This window comes from Nostoc sp. (genome assembly GCF_036919495.1).
Taxonomy (GTDB): domain Bacteria; phylum Cyanobacteriota; class Cyanobacteriia; order Cyanobacteriales; family Nostocaceae; genus Nostoc.
This window is the reverse complement of sequence record NZ_JBALBZ010000161.1, coordinates 12,441-36,396: the sequence shown is the minus strand read 5'-3', so window position 1 is coordinate 36,396 and position 23,956 is coordinate 12,441. Positions and strand designations below refer to the sequence as shown.

The window sequence follows — 23,956 nt, the reverse complement described above, 5'->3', positions numbered from 1 at the left end:
TTCAATGTGTTTCAGTATGTTGCTCATATTTCTATGTCAAAAAAGCTCTCTGATGTTCTTTTACCACAGAACGTTACTATTTTGGAGATGTCTAAGGGATTCACCCCATTAAAGATATCTTGTGCCCTTCCATCCCAGAAGTTGCGGAAGTTGAATGCTGCATTAATTACGGTTGGCGTATTACGCGGCTGGACGCGGCGCACATTGATACCTCCCACTTTAAAGACTGGATCTGGCTCACTTGTTTCTAGGTCTCTTGAGCTACCAGGTATAACACCAACAAATTTTGTATTTGCGACTCCTTGAGAGGAGCTAACATCGTTAATGTCAGATACCACAGTCGTAGAATCATTTGGATTTGACAGCTTGTGAAAGGGAAAATCTTCTTTTCTTAGCTGGTAGTTTGGCGCGCCGCCTATATTAAAAATTATATCTGGATTCTCTGTACGGTCAGCGTTAATTCGCAAAAGCCCAGGAGCAATCTGATTTATGGATCTATTGTCGGCTCCAGCATGGAAGTGGCAAGTAGCACAGGAGGTTACTCCGTCGCTCCCAACTTGTATATCCCAAAAAAGAGTCTTTCCTAACTTGATTGCATCTGCTTTATTTTTTACAAATTCTCCAAGATTGTCAGGTTCTGGAACCGATACGCTCTTGAGCGAAACTGGAGGCGACCCCGTAACCTGCGCGGATACACTATTTCCAGCGATTACTGCTACCATAATAATCACAGCAATTGCTATAGTCTTGGAAAATCTTGTTCCTAGTTGGTTAAGCTTGCCAAAGCTAAGTCTCCACCATTGGCAGTTTATTTTTATCATCAAAGATTTGAGCAAAATTCGACCTCTTGAGGTCAGTAGAAAGTAAATTGATAAGCCAGTAATAAAGGCTACTAAGCCTATTATTGGTATAATTCCCATGAGTTTTGTTATCAAATAACACCGAAACATTCCACAATGGTTACGCAATGTTAGATCAAGTAAACCTCAATTAATGCTTGTCAAGCAAGTACCTGTATAACTTACATTGGGCACACAAGTTTTATGCAAAACTAACCAATTGTTTACAAAAGTTTAGAAAAAATCCTGTCTGATAATTTGACAGGGTACTGTCTGTTGAGTTTTCAGTTTCATCTCATAAGGTTTTCGTAGACGACACGCAATATTTATAAAAGTTCGCTGCGCTACAGCCAATGTTTTCTCCGTAACCCGAAAATGAGGGGACAATTTGGTTGCTTAGATTTACTCAGTTGATTAATATTTTTGTTGATTAAAGATAGCAAGACTTAACAAAGTTTCTAAGTGAGCAGCAATCCCTTCATTATCTGCGTAGTTCATGGCTCGACGACAATCTTCATTATGTCCAATCGCCTTCAACAGGTCGTCTGTGATAGCATATAGCCCTCCTAATTTTCTTCTTGGAGGGCATTTTATTGCTTAACGAGAGTAATGCGATCGCTCATAAGAGTAACTAGCAACTTGGGTTATTACGCAAATGACGAGAGCAAAATATAAAGAACAGATTAAGCTTAGTGCTTATAATACATTTAGTAAGTAAGCGAGAATAAATCAAACTATATTAAGTAATACAAAACATCTTAAAATGTTTTAGAGCAAGGGATTTAGCCCTTATTTGAGAACTAAAATCATCACTACAAACCTTTAATTATTTACACATATCTACTTCTATTCTATAAGTCGATAACATAAAGATTATGCGAAGATATTTCTTAAATTATAGACATATAAGTAATTTTCGGTATTTAATTTTTATCAGGTTATCTGCATGTTGCTTATTTCCAAGTGTCGAATAATAGATTATTTTTGGTTATTAACACTCTTAAAAGATGTTTTAATATTCTCGAAGGGTATAATTTTCCACTTCTGACTTAAAACAACTCCAAGGAAAATCTAGGTTTTAGCCATATACTCAGATGTTTTCTGTGCTAGCACTTGAAAGCAAAAGACCTGAGTTGCCAATCGGTGGTAACGCCAACGGCAGTGACTTTAGTCGCTCAGGCACAGGCGACTACCTGACTTTGCACCTTATTTGGAAAAGCCGACGAAGAACCTAAACTCTTTCTCGATAGGAGAGGGGGAAAATTTAAAATCTCTGTCAGTCATAGGAGGCTACCATGTACACACTAAGTGCCGCAAAGGTTTCAACTCTTTTAGCCCCATAAATACTCAAATTTTGGGTGACTTGAAACTCCATTTCTCCCCCTAATTTTAGGACTAGGGCAACGAAAGCAATTTTCAAGTGGGATTTCTAGACTTGTGTGTACACCGTAGCTTATAGGAGGAGAGAGATTTTCCAAATACGGGGAAAGTCAGGTATGAAAATGAATGCTAAATGTAAAATTTTATACTAACAAAGGATTGAAATAACCTCAATGTCTATATTTACCGTGACTAACACCAAGAACAGTGATGCAGGTTCTCTGCGGCAGGCAATTTTAAATGCCAATGCCTTGACAGGAAAAGACATCATCAATTTTGGTGGAATGTTTAATGATGGACTCGCTCATACCATCAGTTTGACTGGTAGTAGTCTGAGTATCACAGATGACCTTACCATTCAAGGCACAAATCCAGGCTTACTAAGTATTAGTGATAATAGTGCTGACCGTGTTTTTGACATTGGCAATGGTGTAACTGTTGCAATCAACGGGTTAACTATTACCAATAGCTACAAAAACGCTGGAGGAGGAGGTGCCATCTCCAATCAAGGCGTCCTTAACTTGAGCAACACTACTATCACTGGCAATACTGCGGAAGATGGCGGTGCTATCTTCAATCAGGGCACCCTATCCGTGAGCAACAGCACAATCACTGGCAATTCGGCGACAAACAACGGCGGCGGCATCTTCAGCTCTGGGATTCTATCAGTCGATAAAAGCACCATTAGTGACAACACTGCATACAGAGAAGGCGGAGGCATCTACAACTATGTTTTTAAGGAGAACGGCAACCGCAATATAGGCATCGTTAACGTGAGTAATAGCACCATTCATGCCAACACTGCGGAATACGGAGGCGGCGGCATCTTTGGTTACGAGTTTGGCACTATAACGGTGAGTAAGAGCCTCATCAGTGACAACAGTGTCAGCTTCAGGTCTAGCTACTACGGCGGCGGCGGCATCTTCAGTTCTGGGATCTTATCAGTGGATAAGAGTAGCATCATTGGCAACACTGCGGAATACGGCGGTGGTATCTATGGTATCTATGAAGGCGCTATAACCGTTAGTAACAGTCTCATCAGTAGCAATAACGCCAGCAACGGTGGCGGCATCTACAGCAGTGTTACTCTCTCAGTAAATGATAGTACCATTAGTCGCAACACTGCGGAATACGGCGGTGGTATCTATGACGGTATCAGTCTTAACCAGGGTGATGGCACTATAACCGTCAATAACAGCCTCATTAGTGACAATTCGACAGGTACAACCGGCTCCGGTGGTGGTATCTATGTTAGCGGTAGTACAATCATCGGCAGCACTACAATCGACGGCACTATAACCGTGAATAACAGTCTCATCAGTGAGAACCACGGTTACTTAGGCGGCGGTATCTACAATGAAGGCACTATAACGGTGAATAACAGCACCATTAGTAAAAACTATGCAGAATACGGTGGCGCCATCTATAACCCGGGCTTTATCATCCCCGGTTACCATAGCCCAGATGTACTAGTATATGGCAGCATTACGGTAGAAAATAGCACTATAAAACACAATAAGGCTACTATTGGAGGTGGGATCTATAATCAGGGTGGCCTATCGGTAAGTAACAGTATCATTAGTAATAACTATGCCAGGGATTACGGTGGCGGCATCTACAACGAGCCGTTAGGAATTGTTGCCGTGGACTATAGTACCATTAGCGGCAATCAAGCACACTTTGGCGCTGGCATCTATAATACTGCCACCCTAACAGTGGGAAATAGCACTATCAAACACAATAAAGCTTTTGGGATCGAACTCAGTTCTGGTAGTTACGAGTCTGGACATGGTGGCGGCATTTATAACTCAAGCCCTGGCACTGCTATACTGGACTACAGCACCATTAATTGTAACTTTGATACTACACAAAAGAATTCAACTGAGGTTATCAAGCTTGATAATGTCGTAGGTAAATTCATCACTAAAGCTTCATGCGTCAAAGTTTAAAACGATATTCTTTTTGTCAATTTGTGATTATCTTTAATCTTAAACTAAAGATAATGCATTGAAAAAGAATGTATAATTCAGAATTCTGTATTCTTTGAGTGAGGATTCAGAACCGCCACTACGAATACTACTAACATATGCAGATTTAGTGTGGTTGTAGAGCGACGAATTATTTGACCATAATAATAAATTTAGGACTTACGCAAAAATTGCCAAAAAGCTTAATTTATCGAACCGCCATCGCGCTTCGCGTCTCGCAGAGAAGACGCCATCTCTACGAGAGGCTTCCGCCAACGCGCAGCGTCTCGTTAGAGAAGAACGCCAAGGATTCGTAGAGTATGCGTAAGTCCTAAAATTATTTGTCACTAATTTAAATCCTTATGCATTGCCTATTTAAGGGATTTCTACAAATTTAGGGACTGCCGATTACCCGGTGGAGATCGCACCTTGATTGGGTTTGGTGCTAGCTATCGACCTTCTAAGTCATTCAATTTCGACATTAGTTATTCAGTGGGGGTCTTAGACCCTTACATCCCTACGACCGAGGCAGAGGGCAGGAGGCAGAAGGAATACTGCCCTCTGCCCTCTGCCTTTCTTGATAAAAAAACTAGCCTTTTCGGCTTGTTTTACCAGATTCCTTAAAGCGAAATTGGACAAAATAGTGCTACAGAATTAGGGTTAGCTTTGGTGAACAAGCTAGTGCAATATCTCTAAGGCACAATTGAAGTCACAAGCAGTCAGTCAGGTCTGGATAAGTTTTACAATCAGTTTGCCATTAACAGCATTGAAGTGAACGGCGTTATACTTGAACTCGCATTCATAATTTGATTTAAAAAATATTGCTACAAAATAAGAACTTATGAAATCTAAAGCTTCAGACAAACTTAGAGTAGTGATTGCAAATGTACCTGTTTGACTGTGACATTAGCGATCGCACCTCAATTAAAATAAAACTATGAAAATCCCTGAATTATTACTTGATTCCATGCTCTCCTGCACAACGATGCCCTGCACCAACGAGTTGACACGGCTCAAAGCAGTGTATCAGTTTCAGGGTTTGGATACTGTGCCCGATCGGACATTAGATGACTTGACAGCACTGGCAGCTGATTTGTGCCAAACTCCAATGGCACTGGTGAGTTTTATCGGAGCCGATCGCCAGTTGGTTAAGTCTAAGGTGGGAATCACATTAACAGAGATTCGACGAGACCTCACATTTTGTAACTACACCATTCGTCAGTCAGATGTATTTGTGATTCCAGATACCTTGGCTGATCCCCGCTTTGCCACCAATCCCTTCGTTATAAATGCTCCCAATATCCGATTTTATGCCGGAGTCCCCCTGGTAACAACTGGTGGTTGTGTCTTGGGTACACTCTGCGTCATGGACATTGAAGCACGCGATCTGAGCCAGAAACAACAGAAAGGATTGCAGACACTCAGCCATCAAGTGGTAGCGCAATTGGAGCTAAAGCGCAACACCACAAAGCTGCGTCAAATGATCCCGGAAATCAAACAACTAAAAAAGCAATTGATTACTCAGGAATTGGTTGGTCAACAAGATTCAATTCTGTTTAATCTGGCAAATCAAATTCGTAATTCTTTGGATCTGGACACGATTTTACAAACGGCGGTGAATGAGATTCATACTCTGTTACAAGCCGATCGCTGTGACTTTGTGTGGTGTCTGCCCAACAAAAATCAGTTCAACTTTATGGTGACTCACGAAGCGACTAACCCAGAGATCCAGATGGCGCTAGGGGAACTTTCTCTTGGGCATGGCTCCGTTCTAGCAGAAACTATCTTAAATCTAGATATGCTACGAATTGAGGATGTTTCTACTACCTCAGAAGCACTAACCTCGGAGGATCGGGCCCTGCTGCGTCAACTGGCAGTAACCTCGGTGCTTTTGCTGCCACTCAGAACCCATTCTGGTCAGTTGGGTGCTTTTGTTTGCCATCACTGTCGCGGTTCGCGCCAATGGACTGATAGCGAAGTCCGGTTACTCAAAGCTGTCACCGATCAAGTAGCGATCGGTCTCGATCAGGCAGAACTACTTGCCCAAACACGAGCAACCGCCTTTGCCGCTCAAACTCAAGCCACCTATCTGGGGAACGCACTGAGCCAGTTGCAGCAAACCCAAATGCAACTAATACAGCAAGAGAAGATGTCGAGCCTGGGACAATTGGTGGCCGGAGTTGCCCATGAAATCAACAACCCAGTCAACTTTATTAACGGTAATATTGCTTATGCAACCAACTATGTTCGGGATTTGCTGGAACTATTGCATCTTTATCAGGCAACCTATCCCAATGGAACTGATGCTATTCAGGAAAAGATAGAGGACATCGACTTTGATTTCTTAACACAAGATTTGCCCAGTCTATTGTCGTCGATGCAAATGGGTGGAGAACGAATTCGGCAAATTGTCCTGTCTCTGCGGAACTTCTCGCGCCTGGATGAAGCCGAGATGAAACCTGTAAATATCCATGAAGGGATTGACAACACGTTGTTAATTTTGAAGAATCGCTTGAAATTAACCAGTGCCAATTTTGAGATTCAAGTGATTAAAGCATACGAAAATTTACCGCCTGTTGATTGTTATGCGGGACAATTGAATCAAGTATTTATGAATCTTTTGGGTAACGCGATCGATGCCTTAGATGAAACGCCTAATCCGATCATTACCATTGAAACAGAACTCATTAGTAGAGAAAAATCGGGTAGTTCTGATCCATCCCAACCCTCCCACGCAGATAGTGTAGTGATTCGGATTCGAGATAACGGTTCTGGCATGACAGAAACAACGCAGCAAAAACTGTTCAATCCATTCTTCACCACCAAACCCATCGGCAAAGGAACCGGACTGGGACTGTCCATCAGCTACCAAATTGTGGTTGAAAAACATGGCGGCATTTTAAAATGCTCCTCAGAACTTGGGAAAGGGAGCGAGTTCTGGATTCAAATTCCGGTTGAGCCTCTGGTTAAAAGTACTTGAAACGTGTAAAAAATTATCAAAATATCAATTATTCAAGTCTTTCTTTGGGAATGCTAGGGTAAACGCCAACGATGATTGACTCATCGACTGTAAAGTATGTCAAATGGTACGACAAGCTCACAGATTGTTCTCGCGCTTGATGATAGCCCTGTGATTCATCAAATGATTAAACGAGCGTTAGAACCGGGCTATCAAGTAATAACAGCCGCTAACGCGATTGATGCTCTGTCGATCATTTATCATCAACGGATTTCAGTCTTGCTATTGGATGTGCAGATGCCGGATGTAAACGGGTTGGAGTTTTGCCGCACTGTGCGAAGCCTGCCGCAGTTTCAGCATTTGCCTGTGATTATGGTGACTTCTCAAGACTCCCCCTTCGACCGGGTGAAGGGTCATCTGGCGGGTGCAACAGAATATCTAATCAAACCTTTTGATGCTGAACAATTGCGTGAAGCTGTACGAAAATTTATTGGCTCCTGATTACAGATATTACGCAGAGATAAAACGTCAAATGGACGAAAGATGTCTAAGAATGTTTAGAGTTGATATAGCAGATTCGATTCAATAGCATGGGAGCAATTTCGCCAATCGCCAAAATATGTTGGGCGGCTCCCAGAGCGATCGCTTCTTTGGGCATCCCGAAGACAACGCAGGTTTGTTCATTCTGGGCAATGGTAGTGCCTCCGGCTTGGGCGATCGCTTGTAATCCATCTGCACCATCCCGTCCCATGCCAGTCAGCAAAATACCAACCGCCGATCGCGGGTAGCAGGTGGCAACGGCTTGAAACAAAGCTGTGACGGAGGGACGATGCCCGGAAACGGCAGGGGTGCTGACGGAGCTTAATCGCCCTTGAGTGTCGAGTTGCAGGTGTTGTCGTTCGGGAGCGAAGTAGACAGTACCCGGTTTGGGAAATTCTCCCGATTGGGCGATCGTCACGCGCAGGAAACATTCTGCTGCTAGCCAATCTACCAGTCCTTGCAGAAATCCTTCGCTGATATGTTGGACACACAGAATGGGTACGGGAAAGTTTGCAGGCAGTTGTTTTAGAATCGTGTGTAATGCCTGGGGGCCGCCTGTGGAGGCTCCGATCGCCACGACTTTGGGCAGGGAGAATTGGGAATTGGGAATTGCGTTAGCGTAGCGGGGCATAGCCCATTGCGAATTCGCAGTTCGGGAAGTGTGGCGAGTAAAGACTCTAACCCCTGCCAGAACTTTGATCCGGTTGATTAATTCGTGCTTGACGTGTTCATAGTCTGAAAGTGAGTCAATGCTGGGTTTGGGAAAAACATCCAAAGCACCCGCTTGCAGCAGTTTAAAAACATTGCGGGAATCTTCTTCGGTGTTGACGGAGGCGCTGATCACCAAAATGGGACGGGGATAGTCTGTCATAATCCGGTGGGTTAGTTCCAGTCCATCCATTTTGGGCATGTGTAAATCGGTGCAGATTACCTGGGGCTGTGCGGCTGGAATTCGCTCCAATGCTTCTACACCATTGGGAGCAGTTCCCACCACATCCACTTCCGGGGAACTTGCCAGAATCCGCTTGAGGATGGTTAAGGCGACGAGCGAATCCTCCACCAGAAAGACGCGAATCGGGGCAAAGTTTTTCATCAATTGACAGTAAGTTGAGATTTTACGAGAAAATTATTCTTCATTTATCCGAAAACCTCTACACTAACCGTTTGAGGGTTGACAGCAAGGCTTCTTGATTAAAGCTACCTTTGATAATGTAGGCATTGGCTCCGGCTTCCGCACCCCGACGTTTATCTTCATCGCTGGCAAGGGAAGTAACCAGGATAATTGGAAGTTCGCTATATTCTTGATATTGGCGGATTTTGGCAGTTAACCCCAAGCCATCGAGATTTGGCATTTGCACATCGCTAACAACGGCATCAACGGTATGCGATCGCAGTTTGTTCAATCCATCCAAACCATCTACAGCAGTAATCACTTGATAGCCTGCGGTTTCTAAAATTCGCTTTTCTTGAGTGCGTGTGGCAATGGAATCTTCGACTAATAAGACGGTTTGTTTCGTGGGCGCAAGTTGACGAGTTTGGGTAGAAGAAATGGATTGCGATCGCGATCGGGCTGACTTCAGCAAATCCTGGGGATTCAGCACCATACAAACATCTCCAGTGCCTAAAATTGTTGCTCCAGAAACATTGCGGACTCGTTTAAGTAACTGACTTTGGGGTTTAATCACTACATCTTGCTCATCCACTAAGGCATCTACCACTATACCCAGTTGTGCTTGCCCAACCTGAAGAATAATACAGGAAAGTGCCGTTTCTTGAGTTAATCCAGATGTCATCGGGGGCAGTTCTAATAGATCGGCCAACTGCACAATCGAAATGGGTTGGCTATCCCGAATTATTGTGTCACGTCCCTCCAAGGGAAAAATCTCTTCTGACTCGATCAAACAGGCGATTTGCACAAACTCGACTGGGATGGCGTAAGGCATTTGATTCACTTGCACAATCAAGACATGGGCGGTTGCTAAGGTGATACTGAGATTGACGCGCAGCGTACATCCCAATCCGGGAAACGATTCTACCTCAATCGTACCTTTCAATTTCTCGACATTGGTTTGCACCACATCTAACCCCACACCCCGTCCTGATACTTCTGTTACCAGGGGGGCTGTTGAAAACCCCGGTGCGAAGATCAACGCTTGGATCTGGTTGAGAGTCATTGCTGCTAATTCTTCCTCGCCGCAAATGCCCCGTTTCACCGCTATTTGTTTGATTTTATCCAGGTCAAGCCCCCGGCCATCATCACTGATTTCCAGCACAATGTTAGTGGGAGTCTGGTAAGCTCTGAGCCGAATTGTTGCCGTTGTTGGTTTTCCTAGCCGTTCCCGTTCTTGTGGTGGCTCAATCCCGTGATCGATCGCATTCCGCAGTATATGCATTAGCGGATCTTTCATTTCTTCCAACAGACGTTTGTCGGCAAGCGTATCTTTGCCTTCTGCGATTAACTCTACCAATTTTCCCTGCTGCTGCGCCAGATCGCGCACCATCCGAGGGAAGAGGTTGAAAATCGTTGCAAAGGGCAGCAATCGCAGGGTACGAATACCCTCTTCTAGATCGCTACTTAGTTGTTCCAGTCGGGTTGTGTCTTCTGAAAGGGAACTCTGCAAGGTTTTCACCAAATGGCCCAATTGTTCTAATCGTTTTTCAGAGTAATGATGAAAAGTTTCTAGACCTTGCAGGGCGACATCACCTTGTTGCTCTCGGCTGAACGCAAACCGATTAGTGAATAAATCTCGATTCCATTCTTCCCACAGATTGGCGATCGCCTCAATTTCTCCCAGCCGATGAGCAATCCGAATTTTGGTTACAGTTAACTCCCCTGCTTGCGTCATCAATGTATCTAGGTGGCGAGTGCCAACGCGGATTGTTTCGATGCGGTAGCTATTGGTGGGAGTGTGGGAATTTTGGACTTCGGCTTCGCTCAGTCGAACGATTTTGGATTTTGGATTTTGAATCGCTCCGTTTTCCTTTGGCTCTTGACTTCTATTTAAAGTATGGTTTTTTACTGTATTCGTAGCTTTAATACTGTTGACTTCTGGATACTGACTTGGATTATCTTCCCCCTTTCCTGGCTGCGCTCCCATCAATTCGGACAGAGCATAAAAGGTATCAACCCTAGCAGGTTCTCCGGTGACAGCTTCATGAACGAGTTTGCGGATAGCGGCGATCGCATGAGCAAGGCGTTCATAGGGTGAGTCTGTTGTAGCATTGCCCAACGAGGATGCCGGGTTTTCTTGTTGCTTGAGTTGAGTCAAAACATGCTCAATTTGATGTGCCAGAGTGCCTACATCTTTGATTCCTAGCATATTGGCATCGCCTTTGAGGGAATGCGCCTCTCGCATCAAGGCTTCCAGGACAGCCAGATCGTCGGGATGGTTTTCCAGATGCAGTAATCCATCATCCAGGTTTTGCAGATGTTCTTCGCTGGCTACTTTGAAAACGTCTCTCAGTTCTTCATCATCGATCATCATAGTTTTAAGTAGTTAGGGGTTGAGCGACTGAATAGTTGCCTTGAGTGTTTGCGCTGACTCGTTTAGTTGTTTGGTACCAGAGCGGATCTGGCTAATGCCACTGGCTGTTTCACGCGCAGCAATATTCAGGTCATTCATGGCAGAGACAATTTGCTGAATGGCGATCGCTTGCTGGTTGATATTGACGATCGTCATTCCGGCAGAAACTAACAATGCCAGCACGGGAACTGTATACCCGCCAATAATCCAGTATCTTAGTCTCCAATTTCGTTTGCTTTCCATCTTGCAATCTCCTGTAAGTGGATAAGTTCGAGAATTTCCAGATATTGCTATTACACAATTTTGGATTTTAGATTGACCCCATCAAGCTACGGGTATACATACAAGTCTCTTAATCTGCACCTTTGTTGTATCGACCTGCACCTTTGTTGTATCGACCTGCACCTTTGTTGCATCGACCTGCACCTTTGTTACATCGACCTGCACCTTTGTTGCATCGACCTGCATCTTTGTTGCATCGACCTGCACCTTTGTTGCATCGACCTGCACCTTTGTTGCATCGACCTGCAAAAATTAACTTACTCTCCATTACGCAGTAACTCTAAAAAACTTGTGTGTAACAGTAGGCTTCACAGCAGGAGGAAGAGGCCATTTCCCTAGGGCGAACGCACGGTATTTCTAAAACCCCTGCTGGACAAGGATCTTGACGAAAAAATAGGCTAAATCAAAAAATGCCAAAACTCTTGCTATTGAAGGATTCTTATACTTTAGATGCGTTAGCCCTGCCCCCTGCCCCCTACCCCCTGCCCCCTGCCCATTTCCCCCTGCCCCCTGCCCCCTGCCCCCTGCCCCCTGCCCCCTGCCCCCTGCCCCCTGCCCCCTGCCCCCTGCCTCTGATTACACAACACTCTGTAGTTTGTAGGCTGCATCATTGAGTTGCTGAGTGCTAACGCGAGTCTGACTAATGCCGATGGCTGTCTCTCTAGCAGAGCTATTAAGTGCATTCATTGCCAGTAAAATTTGCTGAACCGCAGTGGATTGCTGGCTAGCGTTTAGCGAGATTTGCTGAATATTCAACACCATCCGGTTGACGGACTCGGTAACACTGGTAAAGACCTCTACTGTCTGCTTAGTTATTGCCGCGCCCTGTTGAGCAGTTTTTGTACTTTCATCTGTCATCACAACGGTTGAGTTGATGGCGGATTGAATGTCATTGACCAGCACATTAATTTTTTCAGCCGATTTCTTGCTCTGGTCTGCCAGTTTGCGAATTTCGGCGGCAACGACTGCAAAGCCCTTGCCCTGTTCCCCCGCGCGGACTGCCTCTACTGCTGCATTTAGCGCTAGCATATTGGTTTGATTTGCTAGGTCACTCACCAACCCAGAAATACTGCCAATTTGCTTAGTTTGTTCGTTCAGGCGCAGCATTTGGTCTGCTACCGCAGTGACTCTGTGGCTCAAGGCTGCCATTCCTTCCAGGGTGCGGTTCAGTGATTGATTGCCTTGATCTGCCAAATTTAAGACCTGTTGAGCGCTGGTTGAGGCAGTGGATGCTTGCTGGGCAGACTGTTGGGCAGAGGCGCTGAGTTCGTCCATTGTAGTGGTGGTTTCGCTGACCGAGACTGCCTGTTGGTTGGCAGTGCGCTCTTGTTGCTCGATTGTGGCGGCAATTTTAGCCGTCGAGGTGGCGATGGCACTGGCTGATTCATTTATCTGTCGAGCAGTGCGGCTAATTATCCAGATGCCAGTCAAAACCGACAACAGCAAGGAAAGTCCAGTCGCGCATAAGATGGTTAGCTTGAGTTTATCAAGCGCTGCTTGCTGTTGCTTGGCAGCCACAATCACATTCTGGTCTTCTCGGCGCTGAATTTCATTGATCGCACTTGTCAGGTTATCAACCATACTGCGGGCATTTTCGTTACTCCAGGTTTCAATAGCTTCCTGAACCTTGCTTTGATTCACTTTGCCAATCAAATCATCCTCGACAACCATTAAATTATTTAGTAGCCCCTCTAGGCTGGTTAATGACTGTCGCTCTTGGTCTGTTCTGGCAAGTGACATTAGCTTTGACAAAAGCTGATTGAAGCTTCTTTGAGATTTTTGGTATTCGTCAAAGGATGTCTGATTTTTTTCTAACAAATAGCCTCGAACTGACTTAGAACCGCTCTGCACATTTGTAGCAAGGGAATTAATCGCTGAATTAACGTTATAGGAAGAAACTAAATCCTGCGCTCGCTGACTCACCAGGTTGATATTAATGAATATCAGCCCCGCAGAAATTACCAATGCCAGAATGGGAACCCCATAGCTGCCCATAATCCAGTATCTCAGTTTCCAATTTCGCTTACTTTGCATCTTGTTATCTCTTGTTAATGAATGAGTTCAAGGATTTCCCAATCTTTCTATCATTTGTAATCTTTGCGATCGGATTTTTGAATCAAGGGAAGATTACACAACATTCCGAATTTCATCAACGATCTGCTTGGCTTTATTGGAACGAAACCTAACCCTAGATTTATAAGTGTTAGACTTCTTCATTGACAACCAGCACCTCTGAAGTGAGCAATTTAGACAAATTGATGATGCTCATCATGCGATCGCGATAAGGTGCAACACCCTGGAGATAGTCGTCTTTGGCAGAATGCAGGGCAATTGGAGGCGTGGTCATTTGGGAAGGATGGATATACGTCACATCAAAAATGTCATCCACGGCAATGCCCGCCACTCGTTGATCCAGACGCACGACAACGGCTTGCTGATGCAATCGCACCCCATTCATGGGTAGATCAACTACACCATTGATGTTAATTAAGGTGACAATTTCGCCCCGCAAGTTGATGTTGCCAACAATGTGCGGCGGACAGCAGGGAATCGGGGTAATCTTGTGAATCTCGGTAAACTCATGCACCGTTTCCAAGCCAAACCCGAAGTATTCACCCCCCAACCCCACAACCGCTAGGGGCAAGAGCGACGCCGAATCTTCGTCATTAATCGAACATCGGAGAGTTTCAGTTCGCTTTTGCAAAATCTGTCGCTCCTGCGAATCGAAATGATCGTATAAGCCCTGATTTAGGGCTGAATCAGAGGAATATTTTAGTGCGTCATTGACTGAGCCGTTGTTAAAATCAGAATTTAGATTGAAAACAGTCTCTATAAAGGCGTGTTGCACCAACAGTTCGGGATTGAGCAATGTAACGATGCCCTCCTCAACGTTGGCAATGCCAGTCACCAATCTATCCTGGAAACTCTCTTTCGATCGATCGCAAACATTGGCAGCGCTCCGATCAAGTGCGATCGCTTGCACACTATCCACTTGATTGACGATGATTCCGATTCGTTGAGTTTGCCACTCCAGGACAATCATGCTGTCAGTCAATTGAAAAGGGGGACGTGCTTGTTCTAAACGGTGATATAAATCCATCACGGGTAGAAACTTCCCTCGCAGGTTAATTACGCCTAAAATTGTGCTGCGAGTTTGGGCGATCGCAGTTACTTCTGGCAGAAAGAAGAGTTCTTGCACGGCTGTAGCCGGAATCCCATAGGGTGAGTGATTGAGATTAAAGATTAAATAAGATTCATGGCTCATAACTAGTTGAATTTAAGTGCTTAAGAACGTGTGCTTTTAGTTCAGCAGTGGTTTGCTGGTTATGGGAATTGATCGCTTGTTCTTGGGGTAGATTTTGCAAAATTTCTAGAAGCGATCGCCAGATTTTTTGAGCCTGTTTTTCATTTACCTCTCGTTCATATATAGAACCCAATTCCAGGTGAGCAGTAACAGAACTGGGAGCGAGATAAATAATACGTTTTAAGAATAATTTTGCCCTGTCGCGATCTCCTTGCTCTTCGGCAATTTGAGCCAACAAATGATAGGGTTCGATCGCCAATGGGCTGATCTGGAGTGCCTGCTGACATGCCTGATTCGCCTGGGAGTAATCGCCAAAATTCGCGTAAGCTTCTGCCATCAAACAATATGCCTGAAAGTCTTGGGGAGCAACAGCAATCAGTTGTTCCGCTATTTGAATGACATCGGCATAAGCTTCTTGAATTAGTGATTTTTTGGCTGCATCTAAAAGAGTTTGAGTGTTTGCGCTCACGTCGAAGCCTGTCCCCAAGCTTGGGAGAGAGGGCAAAGAATTTTCGGTTTCCCTGCTCTCAAATTTGGCAGCAGGTATTATGGTATTCAAGACTTTGCTATGCTTATGCTCGTTGAGCAAGGTATGTCTTTGATAAACCGCAGATTGTGGAAAATTTTTGAATTGAAACGGTTCAATTGTTTGTCCGTGTAATTCTGTGTGGCCTGTGAGCAGAAAACCTCCCGGAGTCAGAGAGGAGTAAAACTTGTCTATAACTTGTGCGATCGCATTAAAGTCAAAATAAATAAACACATTGCGGCAAATAATCAAATCGAAATCGTGAATCTTGGATGCGTAAGCGGGATAATTATCCTGCATCAGGTTTCCAGGTTGAAATGTGACCATTGCTTGAATAGCAGGATCGATTTTCCAACCTTGTTTGTGGGATCGAAAGTAGCGATTTTTGATTTCTTGAGTGGTTGTCCGAAAAGACCAATCGCTGTAAATTCCTTGTTGAGCCAGTGCGATCGCGGGTTGATTAATATCTGTGCCTAGAATCAGAATGTCCCATGTCTGATTGTCAGGGATTAGTTCCTTCACCAGAATGGCAAGTGAGTAAGCTTCTTCACCAGTCGAACACCCGGCACTCCAAAGCCGTAATGTCGGTCGATAAAATTCTCCATTAGCAGCGTTGCACTGAGTTAAACTAAGTACAGTTTTGCGCTCGATTAACTCTGGGAGCAGCTGATTTTTGAGCAGCGACATCTGCCCCTGATCCCGAAAAAAATAAGTTTCAGTGACAGTGAGTAAAGAGATTAGTTCTTGCCACTCTCTCGCACCAGGAACTAATTGATTTTTTGCCACCAAGAACTGATAATAATCATTGAGTGAGCATAATCCCAGCGCCCGGATGCGAGTTAAAAGATTTTTCTTTAATGTATCTTGATAGTGTGGCTTGATGTGAATACCGAATGTATCAACAATCAGATCAACCATTTGTGACAAACTAAAGTCATCACTGTGTTGAGAATTGGGTTCAAATAAAATGGGGCGATCGCCGATCATCTGATTCATCACTACATGATTTTCGAGCTGATACGCTTAGGTTTCCCATTTCAATCTCTTTATTCGGATTTGTATGATGTCTGGTATTCAACTGAAATACAAGTAAAAACCTGTAAAAGCATCTAAAAATCTTGCTGTATATAGGTTTTAGAGAATAATATTTTTAAGCTTAACCCGGTTTTCTGTTCCATTAATGATGCTGTTGGCGAAATATTCCTTAACATTATTGGCAATAAGCTTTATTTAATGACAATATCACCGAAACTCTACGAAAAACACCTGAGACGTGCTGAATATTTAATATTAAAAATTCTGATTAATTTATTACAATCCATTAAAACTGACTCAAATTAATTAAAATTTAGTCCGTTTTAACGGACTTAAGCTATTAGCCTCGGAATTGATTCCCAGGCGGGATAGCAACGAAGCGAAGAATTTGCGTTTGCCAGTACCCCTACTTTGTTTTTTCGCTTGTCGGGCGTACTAAAGTTTTAACTGTCAACTGTCAGCATAAAAGCATTGGCTATTGGTTTACCCATGCCAATACTATTTGAAAGTAGAAGAAATAAAATTCAGCACTTTTTATCTTTAAATTATATAAATGTTGAAGAGATATGGTTGCCAATTATTAAAAACTAGCTACAAATATATTTTCTTTGAAGTCAAGTTGTTTATTTAGTAGTAATAGACAGGACTAATTGGGGATGTGTCAATTTATTAATGAGCAGCATAATTTGGCATAAGAGGTCTATGGTGTTGATGCCCATGAATTATTAAGAAGATTTGAATTTATGGAAGTGCATTTTTGTTGGTTCTGAACTGGGGCTATTTTCTTTTGGTAACTCCCAGATATCTCGTGTTTGCTGTTGTTCATCGACTAAGAATTCAAGATGATCTGGTAGTTGGGGCTGTTGCCCTAATAACCAAGGCACTCCATCTAATAACTCTCTTTCAACTTGTCCATTAAACATCTGTTCACCGTTGTTAGGCATAAGCTGTAATAAGTAAGTTGGCAAGAAAAATTTAATGTAAACGATTTTGAACCTATCCCACTAATAAGATTTGTGCTAAAAAGCTTAGGCTGATTGAGAACTAAAAACGAAAAATCAAGGTTTTCCAGCACATTTTACGAAAAGAAGTAGGGATTTTTAGAATAGTGGGATAGGTTCTTTAGATTTCTCTTCTTTCAATCTAGGCAACAGTGACTGTTTGTTGTTCTCTTCGCTGTACTTCTTTTTTTACCAACGGAATCACATCTCGACCGTAGGCGATCGCATCTTCCACGGGGTCAAAACCACGAATCAAAAGTGTTGTCACTCCAGCATCGTAATAATCAAATAACGATTCTGCTACTTGTTCTGGAGTTCCCACCAAGGCAGTAGTATTACCATAGGCTCCTGTAGCAGCTGCAATCGGTGTCCACAGACGCTTATCGTAAATTTCACTGTCTTGGGCAAAATCCAGCAACCGCCTTGAACCAACGGCTTCCGGTCGTGCTGAAGTACCAGATGGAAGTTGAATCCCTGCTTTAGCACGGTTTTCTTTCACGCGCGAGAGAATATATCGCGCTTTTTCCCATGCTTTTTCTTCTGTATCTCCTAAAATTGGACGCAAAGAAACACTAAACCCTAAAGACTTTCCTAGTGGTGCAGCAGCTTTGACTTCAGCGATGCGTTGCTTAATCGCGGCGATGGGTTCTCCCCAAAAAGCATACACATTACTATGTTTTGCCCCGACACCCACGGCTGCACCTGAAGCACCACCGAAATATATAGGAAGATGGGGTTTCTGTAATGGTTTTACCTCTGAGAATGCTTGTTTGAGTTGATAAAATTCACCTTCATAATCAAAGGGTTCCTCACTTGTCCACACTCGCCGCACAATATCTAGGTATTCATCAGTACGCCGATAGCGGGTATCGTGATCGAGCCAATCACCATCTCGTTTTTGTTCAGCATCACTACCACCAGTAATAATATGCACAGCAACGCGACCATCCGTAAAATGATCTAACGTTGCTAATTTACGTGCAGCTAAGGTAGGAGCAACAAAACCTGGTCTATGGGCTAATAAAAACTTGATTTTTTCTGTGGCATTAGCAGCATAATTCACCACATTAAAACCATCAGGTCCCGTAGAACTGTATCCCACTAGCACCCGGTCAAATCCGCCATCTTCGTGGACTTTGGCAAACTTGCGAACATAAGCAGTATCTATACTTCCCCCCGTCAAAGATACAGCTGCACCATGTAATTCTGATGCTTCTCTGGTGCCAATCATGCCAATAAATTCCAGTGGCATAAATTGTTACTCCTAATATTTGAATTAACATTTGTCTCACGCAGAGGCGCAGAGAGTTAGAGTTTTAATTTTTGAATTTCATCTAGTTCAAAATAGTAGCCTTCAGTAGTAATGATGACTGTATGCAAACAGAGCGCCAAAGTTGGGCCAAGGGGCTTACACACCTACCTTTCCTGCGGAACGCTATGCAAACAGCGATCGCACCAACATAAATACTACTTATTATTGGTAGATTTACCGTATTTATATAAGAAAGCTTTGCATACTTTTTCTTAAAAATCAAGGGCTATCTTAATAAAAGTTAAATCTGATTAAATTAAGTACTGTAAATTGACCGATTTAGTGTAAATTAAGTAAAAATATAAATTTAGCAAAATCATCATAAATTACTTGCTCTAACAATACTGACAATCAATAAACTTAGCATTTTCCCGAAAAAGAGGTAAAAATTAATGTTTGAGTCTTTATTTAAGCGCATAATAATCTATTGCAAAAAATGGGTTATTTCCAGATTTGCTAGTCAAACACGGTTATTATCAACTGCTCCTATACAAATTACTGGAGCTTTTATTACTGGCTTATGCCTCAGCTTACTATTTGCTGCTTGTACAGCAAATAATTCAAGTAATACTACAACTGTATCTGCCAATAATTCCACTCAAACTAAAGCATCAGTAGTCAGATTTGGCTATCAAAAATCAGCAATTCTCCTAAAAAATAAAGGGCTTTTAGAAAAGCGATTACAAGCTCAAGGTGTATCTGTTGAATGGCTTGAATTTCCGGCTGGCCCACAGCTTTTAGAAGCTATGAATGTTGGCAGTATTGATTTTGGGCATACTGGAGAATCGCCACCAATTTTTGCCCAGGCAGCAGGTACTGCGATCACATATATTGCAGGAATTGCCCCAACTCCTGCTAGTTCAGCAATTCTTATTTCCAAAAAATCAGCTATCAAAACAGCCAACGATCTCAAAGGGAAAAAGATTGCTTTCCAAAAAGGTTCTAGCGCCCATTATATGCTGGTACAAATTTTAGAAAAATATGGTTTGAAATATAGTGATATTCAACCCATATATTTAGCGCCAGCCGATGCTCGTGCTGCTTTTGTCAGAGGTAGTATTGATGCTTGGTCAATTTGGGATCCATTTTACGCAGCAGCCGAGAAATCTGCCGATGCTCGTGTATTAATTGATGGTACAGGAATTAATAAACAGGGAGGCTTTTACCTTGCCAGCCAAAAATTTGCTAGCCAGCAACCAGAAATTATCAAGACATTACTAGAAGAAATTCAAAATTTTGAACAATGGGCCGATCAACATCGAGATGAAGTAGCTACAAGTCTCTCTCCCATTTTGGGAATTGATTTGGAAACAATGCAAAAAACTACTAACAGAAGAAAGTTTGGCATTACACCAATTTCTCCAGAATTAATTACTCTTCAGCAGCAAGTTGCTGATAAATTCTATGAACTGAAATTGATTCCCAAAGAAATTAACGTCAAAGAAGCGATGCTTACACCTGAGCAATATGCAGCTTTTTCACCCAAAACTAATTGAAAAAGGCAGGAGTTAGGAGGAGCAAATCATCTGGGGATTCAACATTTCAGCTACGCAGTTCGACTGCGCTCACCGTAAAAGTGACCGCCCCGGATGATTTGGAGCTAGTGAACTCTCGTACCCTGCGGGAAGCTGACGCAACAATGGGGGCCTTAAACGTCTCAACAGGAGACAGATAGCGCATTTTTAGCGCCTACCTACTCAATACGCTTGGGTTAAGCAAAGCGCAACCCAACAAAGCCCTGAAAATGTTGGGTTTCGTTCTTCAACCCAACCTACACATTTCAAGGTTTTTGGCGCTAACCCAATCGTATTGCCTACCTACTTACTCGAAACTATAGGACTAATGTTTGATTTCTAAAAAAGCTCGAGATCGAAAAGCCTAATTCCTAATTCCCTACTCCCTACTCCCTACTCCCTGCCCACGTAGATAATTTCAAAAATCAAATAAGATTCTTATATCCTGTTTGTAGTTCGGAGGCATTTTGATTATTGGCTTCTACAGGTAAGAATCCACCTGCCTGCATTTTCCATAACCTGTAGTAAGCACCACGGCGTGCCAGCAGTTTGGCGTGGGTATCATCTTCGATAATACGCCCTTGATCAAATACCAAAATGCGGTCTAGATGGGCAATAGTAGACAGTCGATGAGCCACCACTATGACCGTTTTTCCATCCATCGCTAAATCTAGAGTGTCTTGGATTGCTTTTTCGGTGATGGAATCGAGGCTGGAGGTAGCTTCATCTAGAATCAGAATTGGTGCATCTTTGAGAATTACCCGGGCGATCGCAATTCTTTGCCTTTGCCCTCCAGAAAGTTTGACACCGCGTTCACCAACCAAAGAATCATAACCTTCTTTAATCTGCGCGATAAAATCATGAGCATAAGCTTTGCGTGCTGCCTCGATCACTTCCTCATCGGTGGCATCTAATCGTCCATAACGAATATTTTCTATTAACGTCCGATGGAACAGAGACGGATCTTGAGGAATCAAGCTGATCTGGGCGTGTAAGGCATCTTGCGTCATGTCTTGAATATCCACCCCATCAATAAGAATCTGTCCCGATTGGGGATCGAATTGACGCAAAATTAGATTTACGAAACTGGATTTCCCAGAGCCAGAAAAGCCAACCAGTCCGACACGTTGGCCTGCTTGGATGGTGATAGAGAGATTGTCGAATACTTTTTTCCCAAGGGAGTAGCTAAAATTCACTTGGCGAAACTCGATCTTACCTTGAGTGATTGAGTGGGCGATCGCACTCTCCCGATCAATGATCTCGTGGGGTTGAATGATAGTAAAGACACCATTGGCAACATTACCGATATGTTCAAAAAATTCTAGAAACCGTTTACTTAAATTACGGGCTTCACTAATAATTAACAGTGACAGACTGGTTGCTACGACGAAATCCGCAGTTGCGATCGTCCCTTGACTCCAAAGTGAGAGCGAGTAATACAAAGTACCAATTTTCAGGACTGCTGCTGAGATAAACTGAAACCAACGGATTCGCTCCGAGTACCAGTTGGATTTTCTCACCTCTTTGAGTTCGTCCTTTAATTGCTCATTCAAATAGCGTCGTTCAAAACCCAGGCGAGCAAACAGTCGGCTACTAGTGAGATTTGTTACCGTATCTACAATTATGCCAGTTGTCTCACTTCTGGCGGCTGCGGCTTTCCGGGAATAAATTCGGCAGCGAGTTGCCAACCAGAACGAAATACTGATGAAAAGAACTGCCCATATCCCTACGAGTGCAGCAAGCGGAGGATAGGCGCGATACAGTAACATGGTGGCGACACTATACACAACAATTACTGGCATAAATTCAGTAATCATCATTTGCATCGTCTGAGTAACACCTAGAGAAGTTTCGCTAATCCGATGTGCCAATGCCCCGGAAAAACTGCTGCTCAGGTAGCGATGGGAATGATGCTGTAAATAGGCATATAGCGATCGCACGATGTGCTGTCGGTGGATCGGATGGAGGATAGTTTGCAAGAGTCCAGCCGAGCGCCCAAATACCACTTCACCCACACTCAAGGCTGTGAACAACATTAGGGGTTGCCTCACAGCATCAAAAATGGACTTGCTATCGCCCGTCGATCGCGTCACGCTCCGAATGATCTCGCCAATGGCGTAAGGTAACATAATGCCGCAGGTGGCGTGTATTACCTCCAGAATCACCATTAGCACATACCACCACCGGAACTGGTTAACGAAATAGCAAATGAACCTAAAGGTCGTGTCTGGCAAGTTAGGTGCATTGGCAGCACGTTGAAAGGATTTGGATTGTCTGGACTTTTTATTCATGAAATTTGATAGATTAGTATCACGTTATACCAATTCGTAGTTTGTAATAACAGCCCAAGTCACGCTAGGCGAACGAGATTAAGAAGTCACATTTCATCTAGGTTTTTGCATCATTTTGGAGAATTGGTATTAGCTATTCTGTCCTCTAATCACTAAATCCTTTCCTAGCAACCAAATTTCTACGCCGATAATCCTTAACGCAGAGAATCTCCCCTACGGTATTCGGCGGTGATATTGTCTAGTTTTTGTTTCAAATTGTCATCGAGTTGGAATTCTACAGCCTTGAGGGTGTCAGCAAGTTGTTCTGGTCGGCTAGCACCAATAATGGGGGCGGTAATAATGGGATTAGCCAGTACCCAAGCCACCGCTAAAGTAGTAAGTGACAATCCAGCGAATTCTGCCACTGTACGTAATTCCTCGACAGTATTGAATTCGCGATCGCGCCAGTATCGTTCTTGATAACGTTCTGCGGCAGTGCCCAAGGTGAAACGTGTGCCTGCGGTAGGGCCTTGAGTCAGATTGTGTTTACCAGTCAATAGACCACCTGCTAAGGGATTGTAAGGAATTACACCTAGTCCCTCTTCTTTCGCCAAGGGCAAAAGTTCTCGCTCAATTTCGCGGAATAATAAATTATAGCGGGGTTGAATTGAAACAAAGCGAGTCAGATTTCGGACATCGGCGCGACCCAAAGCGCGGCTGAGTCGGTAAGCTAAGAAGTTAGAAACCCCGATATAGCGTACCTTGCCAGCACGAACTATCGTATCCAGTGCTTCTAGAGTTTCATCAACAGGGGTTGAGGCATCGTCCGAATGCAATTGGTACAAGTCAACATAATCAGTTCCCAGTCGTCTAAGAGAAGCATCGATCGCATCCAAAATGTGTTTGCGCGAAGCACCCTGATCCCAAGGTGCAGTGCCAACTTTACCTACAGCCTTGGTAGCCAAAATAAAATGTTCGCGTTTGCCTTTGAGCCAGCGCCCAATAATTTCTTCGGTACTTCCAGCCGTAGCAAGCCCACCCCCAAGAGGATAAACATTAGCTGTATCGAGAAAGTTGATTCCAGCATCAGCGGCGGTGTCAAGGATTTGTCTGGAAGTTTCTTCATCTGTCTGCAATCCAAAAGTCATTGTACCGAGACAGAGACGGGAAACGGTCAATCCAGTTTGACCGAGTTTTGTTGTTGGTAATGTCATGAAGATGTTGGTTATGTCGGTAAATTTTGATGAGTAACGAAGAGGCAGGGGGAAATGACCGAATAATTACTAATAGGACTTACGCAAAAGTACACGCAGTAGGGGCAATTCATGAATTGCCCCTACCGGAAAATCAAGGTTTGGGCTATTTTTTGCGTAAGTCCTGACTAATTCGTAATTCGTAATTAATGGTACAGAGCAAATCAATTTAGGACTTACGCATGAGTTACGGAATAACGAACCGCAGAGGCACAGAGGGCACGGAGAAATCAGAGTTTGAGAGATATTT

Annotated in this window: 18 protein-coding genes; 7 read left to right on the top strand and 11 right to left on the bottom strand. The window is 43.6% G+C overall.

The window, feature by feature from the left end:
* Positions 1-23 precede the first annotated feature (23 nt).
* Positions 24-920, bottom strand: a complete 897-nt coding sequence (locus V7K25_RS23155; protein WP_335160971.1) for a cytochrome c peroxidase — start codon at positions 918-920, stop codon at positions 24-26.
* Between the two features lie 1,013 nt (positions 921-1,933).
* Between V7K25_RS23155 and V7K25_RS23150 the strand changes: the two genes are divergently transcribed.
* From V7K25_RS23150 to V7K25_RS23135, 4 genes are all read left to right on the top strand, one after another.
* A complete protein-coding gene (locus V7K25_RS23150) occupies positions 1,934-2,074 on the top strand; it encodes a hypothetical protein (RefSeq protein ID WP_335160969.1) in 141 nt (46 codons plus the stop codon).
* Between the two features lie 318 nt (positions 2,075-2,392).
* A complete protein-coding gene (locus tag V7K25_RS23145; protein WP_335160967.1) occupies positions 2,393-4,168 on the top strand; it encodes a beta strand repeat-containing protein in 1,776 nt (591 codons plus the stop codon).
* Between the two features lie 955 nt (positions 4,169-5,123).
* Complete coding sequence (locus tag V7K25_RS23140) at positions 5,124-7,166, top strand: GAF domain-containing protein (protein WP_335160965.1); 2,043 nt, start codon at positions 5,124-5,126, stop codon at positions 7,164-7,166.
* A gap of 96 nt (positions 7,167-7,262) precedes the next feature.
* Positions 7,263-7,646: a response regulator gene (locus V7K25_RS23135; protein WP_335160963.1), complete on the top strand. Its 384-nt coding sequence runs from the start codon at positions 7,263-7,265 to the stop codon at positions 7,644-7,646.
* Between the two features lie 46 nt (positions 7,647-7,692).
* Here the strand turns inward: V7K25_RS23135 and cheB are convergent, their stop codons facing one another.
* The 3 genes from cheB to V7K25_RS23120 are packed head-to-tail and all read right to left on the bottom strand — an operon-like array spanning position 7,693 to position 11,452.
* Positions 7,693-8,778, bottom strand: a complete 1,086-nt coding sequence (gene cheB / locus V7K25_RS23130; RefSeq protein WP_335160961.1) for a chemotaxis-specific protein-glutamate methyltransferase CheB — start codon at positions 8,776-8,778, stop codon at positions 7,693-7,695.
* A 58-nt stretch (positions 8,779-8,836) separates the two neighbouring features.
* The gene (locus V7K25_RS23125; RefSeq protein ID WP_335160959.1) at positions 8,837-11,170 is read right to left on the bottom strand and encodes a hybrid sensor histidine kinase/response regulator; all 2,334 of its coding nucleotides are present in this window, start codon (positions 11,168-11,170) and stop codon (positions 8,837-8,839) included.
* Positions 11,171-11,182: 12 nt separating this feature from the next.
* Positions 11,183-11,452 (bottom strand): hypothetical protein, encoded by a 270-nt coding sequence (locus tag V7K25_RS23120; protein WP_335160957.1) that lies wholly within the window; start codon positions 11,450-11,452, stop codon positions 11,183-11,185.
* Between the two features lie 122 nt (positions 11,453-11,574).
* Here V7K25_RS23120 and V7K25_RS23115 point away from each other — a divergent pair, with 122 nt between their 5' ends.
* Positions 11,575-11,769, top strand: coding sequence for a hypothetical protein (locus V7K25_RS23115; protein ID WP_335160955.1), 195 nt, complete (start codon positions 11,575-11,577; stop codon positions 11,767-11,769).
* A 298-nt stretch (positions 11,770-12,067) separates the two neighbouring features.
* Here the strand turns inward: V7K25_RS23115 and V7K25_RS23110 are convergent, their stop codons facing one another.
* The 5 genes from V7K25_RS23110 to V7K25_RS23090 form a co-directional block, all read right to left on the bottom strand.
* Complete coding sequence (locus V7K25_RS23110; RefSeq protein ID WP_335160953.1) at positions 12,068-13,525, bottom strand: methyl-accepting chemotaxis protein; 1,458 nt, start codon at positions 13,523-13,525, stop codon at positions 12,068-12,070.
* Between the two features lie 169 nt (positions 13,526-13,694).
* On the bottom strand, positions 13,695-14,756 hold the full coding sequence (locus tag V7K25_RS23105) for a chemotaxis protein CheW (protein ID WP_335160951.1): 1,062 nt from the start codon (positions 14,754-14,756) through the stop codon (positions 13,695-13,697).
* Complete coding sequence (locus V7K25_RS23100) at positions 14,746-16,317, bottom strand: CheR family methyltransferase (protein ID WP_335160949.1); 1,572 nt, start codon at positions 16,315-16,317, stop codon at positions 14,746-14,748. The genes V7K25_RS23105 and V7K25_RS23100 overlap by 11 nt, the downstream gene beginning before the upstream one ends.
* Before the next feature lie 764 nt (positions 16,318-17,081).
* A complete protein-coding gene (locus tag V7K25_RS23095) occupies positions 17,082-17,300 on the bottom strand; it encodes a hypothetical protein (protein ID WP_335160947.1) in 219 nt (72 codons plus the stop codon).
* Between the two features lie 199 nt (positions 17,301-17,499).
* Positions 17,500-18,609, bottom strand: coding sequence for an LLM class flavin-dependent oxidoreductase (locus V7K25_RS23090; RefSeq protein ID WP_335160945.1), 1,110 nt, complete (start codon positions 18,607-18,609; stop codon positions 17,500-17,502).
* A gap of 452 nt (positions 18,610-19,061) precedes the next feature.
* Between V7K25_RS23090 and V7K25_RS23085 the strand changes: the two genes are divergently transcribed.
* Positions 19,062-20,165: a sulfonate ABC transporter substrate-binding protein gene (locus V7K25_RS23085; RefSeq protein WP_335160943.1), complete on the top strand. Its 1,104-nt coding sequence runs from the start codon at positions 19,062-19,064 to the stop codon at positions 20,163-20,165.
* A gap of 443 nt (positions 20,166-20,608) precedes the next feature.
* Here the strand turns inward: V7K25_RS23085 and V7K25_RS23080 are convergent, their stop codons facing one another.
* On the bottom strand, positions 20,609-22,474 hold the full coding sequence (locus V7K25_RS23080) for an ABC transporter ATP-binding protein (RefSeq protein WP_335160941.1): 1,866 nt from the start codon (positions 22,472-22,474) through the stop codon (positions 20,609-20,611).
* 194 nt (positions 22,475-22,668) lie between these two features.
* Positions 22,669-23,667, bottom strand: a complete 999-nt coding sequence (locus V7K25_RS23075) for an aldo/keto reductase (RefSeq protein WP_335160940.1) — start codon at positions 23,665-23,667, stop codon at positions 22,669-22,671.
* A gap of 29 nt (positions 23,668-23,696) precedes the next feature.
* Here V7K25_RS23075 and V7K25_RS23070 point away from each other — a divergent pair, with 29 nt between their 5' ends.
* Complete coding sequence (locus V7K25_RS23070) at positions 23,697-23,834, top strand: hypothetical protein (RefSeq protein ID WP_335160938.1); 138 nt, start codon at positions 23,697-23,699, stop codon at positions 23,832-23,834.
* Positions 23,835-23,956 lie beyond the last annotated feature (122 nt).

Bases quoted from the DNA above. Each gene is read 5' to 3' on its own strand.
- V7K25_RS23155 (WP_335160971.1), bottom strand. From the start codon at position 920: ATGGGAATTATACCAATAATAGGCTTAGTAGCCTTTATTACTGGCTTA.
- V7K25_RS23150 (WP_335160969.1), top strand. From the start codon at position 1,934: ATGTTTTCTGTGCTAGCACTTGAAAGCAAAAGACCTGAGTTGCCAATC.
- V7K25_RS23145 (WP_335160967.1), top strand. From the start codon at position 2,393: ATGTCTATATTTACCGTGACTAACACCAAGAACAGTGATGCAGGTTCT.
- V7K25_RS23140 (WP_335160965.1), top strand. From the start codon at position 5,124: ATGAAAATCCCTGAATTATTACTTGATTCCATGCTCTCCTGCACAACG.
- V7K25_RS23135 (WP_335160963.1), top strand. From the start codon at position 7,263: ATGTCAAATGGTACGACAAGCTCACAGATTGTTCTCGCGCTTGATGAT.
- cheB (WP_335160961.1), bottom strand. From the start codon at position 8,778: ATGAAAAACTTTGCCCCGATTCGCGTCTTTCTGGTGGAGGATTCGCTC.
- V7K25_RS23125 (WP_335160959.1), bottom strand. From the start codon at position 11,170: ATGATGATCGATGATGAAGAACTGAGAGACGTTTTCAAAGTAGCCAGC.
- V7K25_RS23120 (WP_335160957.1), bottom strand. From the start codon at position 11,452: ATGGAAAGCAAACGAAATTGGAGACTAAGATACTGGATTATTGGCGGG.
- V7K25_RS23110 (WP_335160953.1), bottom strand. From the start codon at position 13,525: ATGCAAAGTAAGCGAAATTGGAAACTGAGATACTGGATTATGGGCAGC.
- V7K25_RS23105 (WP_335160951.1), bottom strand. From the start codon at position 14,756: ATGAGCCATGAATCTTATTTAATCTTTAATCTCAATCACTCACCCTAT.
- V7K25_RS23100 (WP_335160949.1), bottom strand. From the start codon at position 16,317: ATGAATCAGATGATCGGCGATCGCCCCATTTTATTTGAACCCAATTCT.
- V7K25_RS23095 (WP_335160947.1), bottom strand. From the start codon at position 17,300: ATGCCTAACAACGGTGAACAGATGTTTAATGGACAAGTTGAAAGAGAG.
- V7K25_RS23090 (WP_335160945.1), bottom strand. From the start codon at position 18,609: ATGCCACTGGAATTTATTGGCATGATTGGCACCAGAGAAGCATCAGAA.
- V7K25_RS23085 (WP_335160943.1), top strand. From the start codon at position 19,062: ATGTTTGAGTCTTTATTTAAGCGCATAATAATCTATTGCAAAAAATGG.
- V7K25_RS23080 (WP_335160941.1), bottom strand. From the start codon at position 22,474: ATGAATAAAAAGTCCAGACAATCCAAATCCTTTCAACGTGCTGCCAAT.
- V7K25_RS23075 (WP_335160940.1), bottom strand. From the start codon at position 23,667: ATGACATTACCAACAACAAAACTCGGTCAAACTGGATTGACCGTTTCC.
- V7K25_RS23070 (WP_335160938.1), top strand. From the start codon at position 23,697: ATGAGTAACGAAGAGGCAGGGGGAAATGACCGAATAATTACTAATAGG.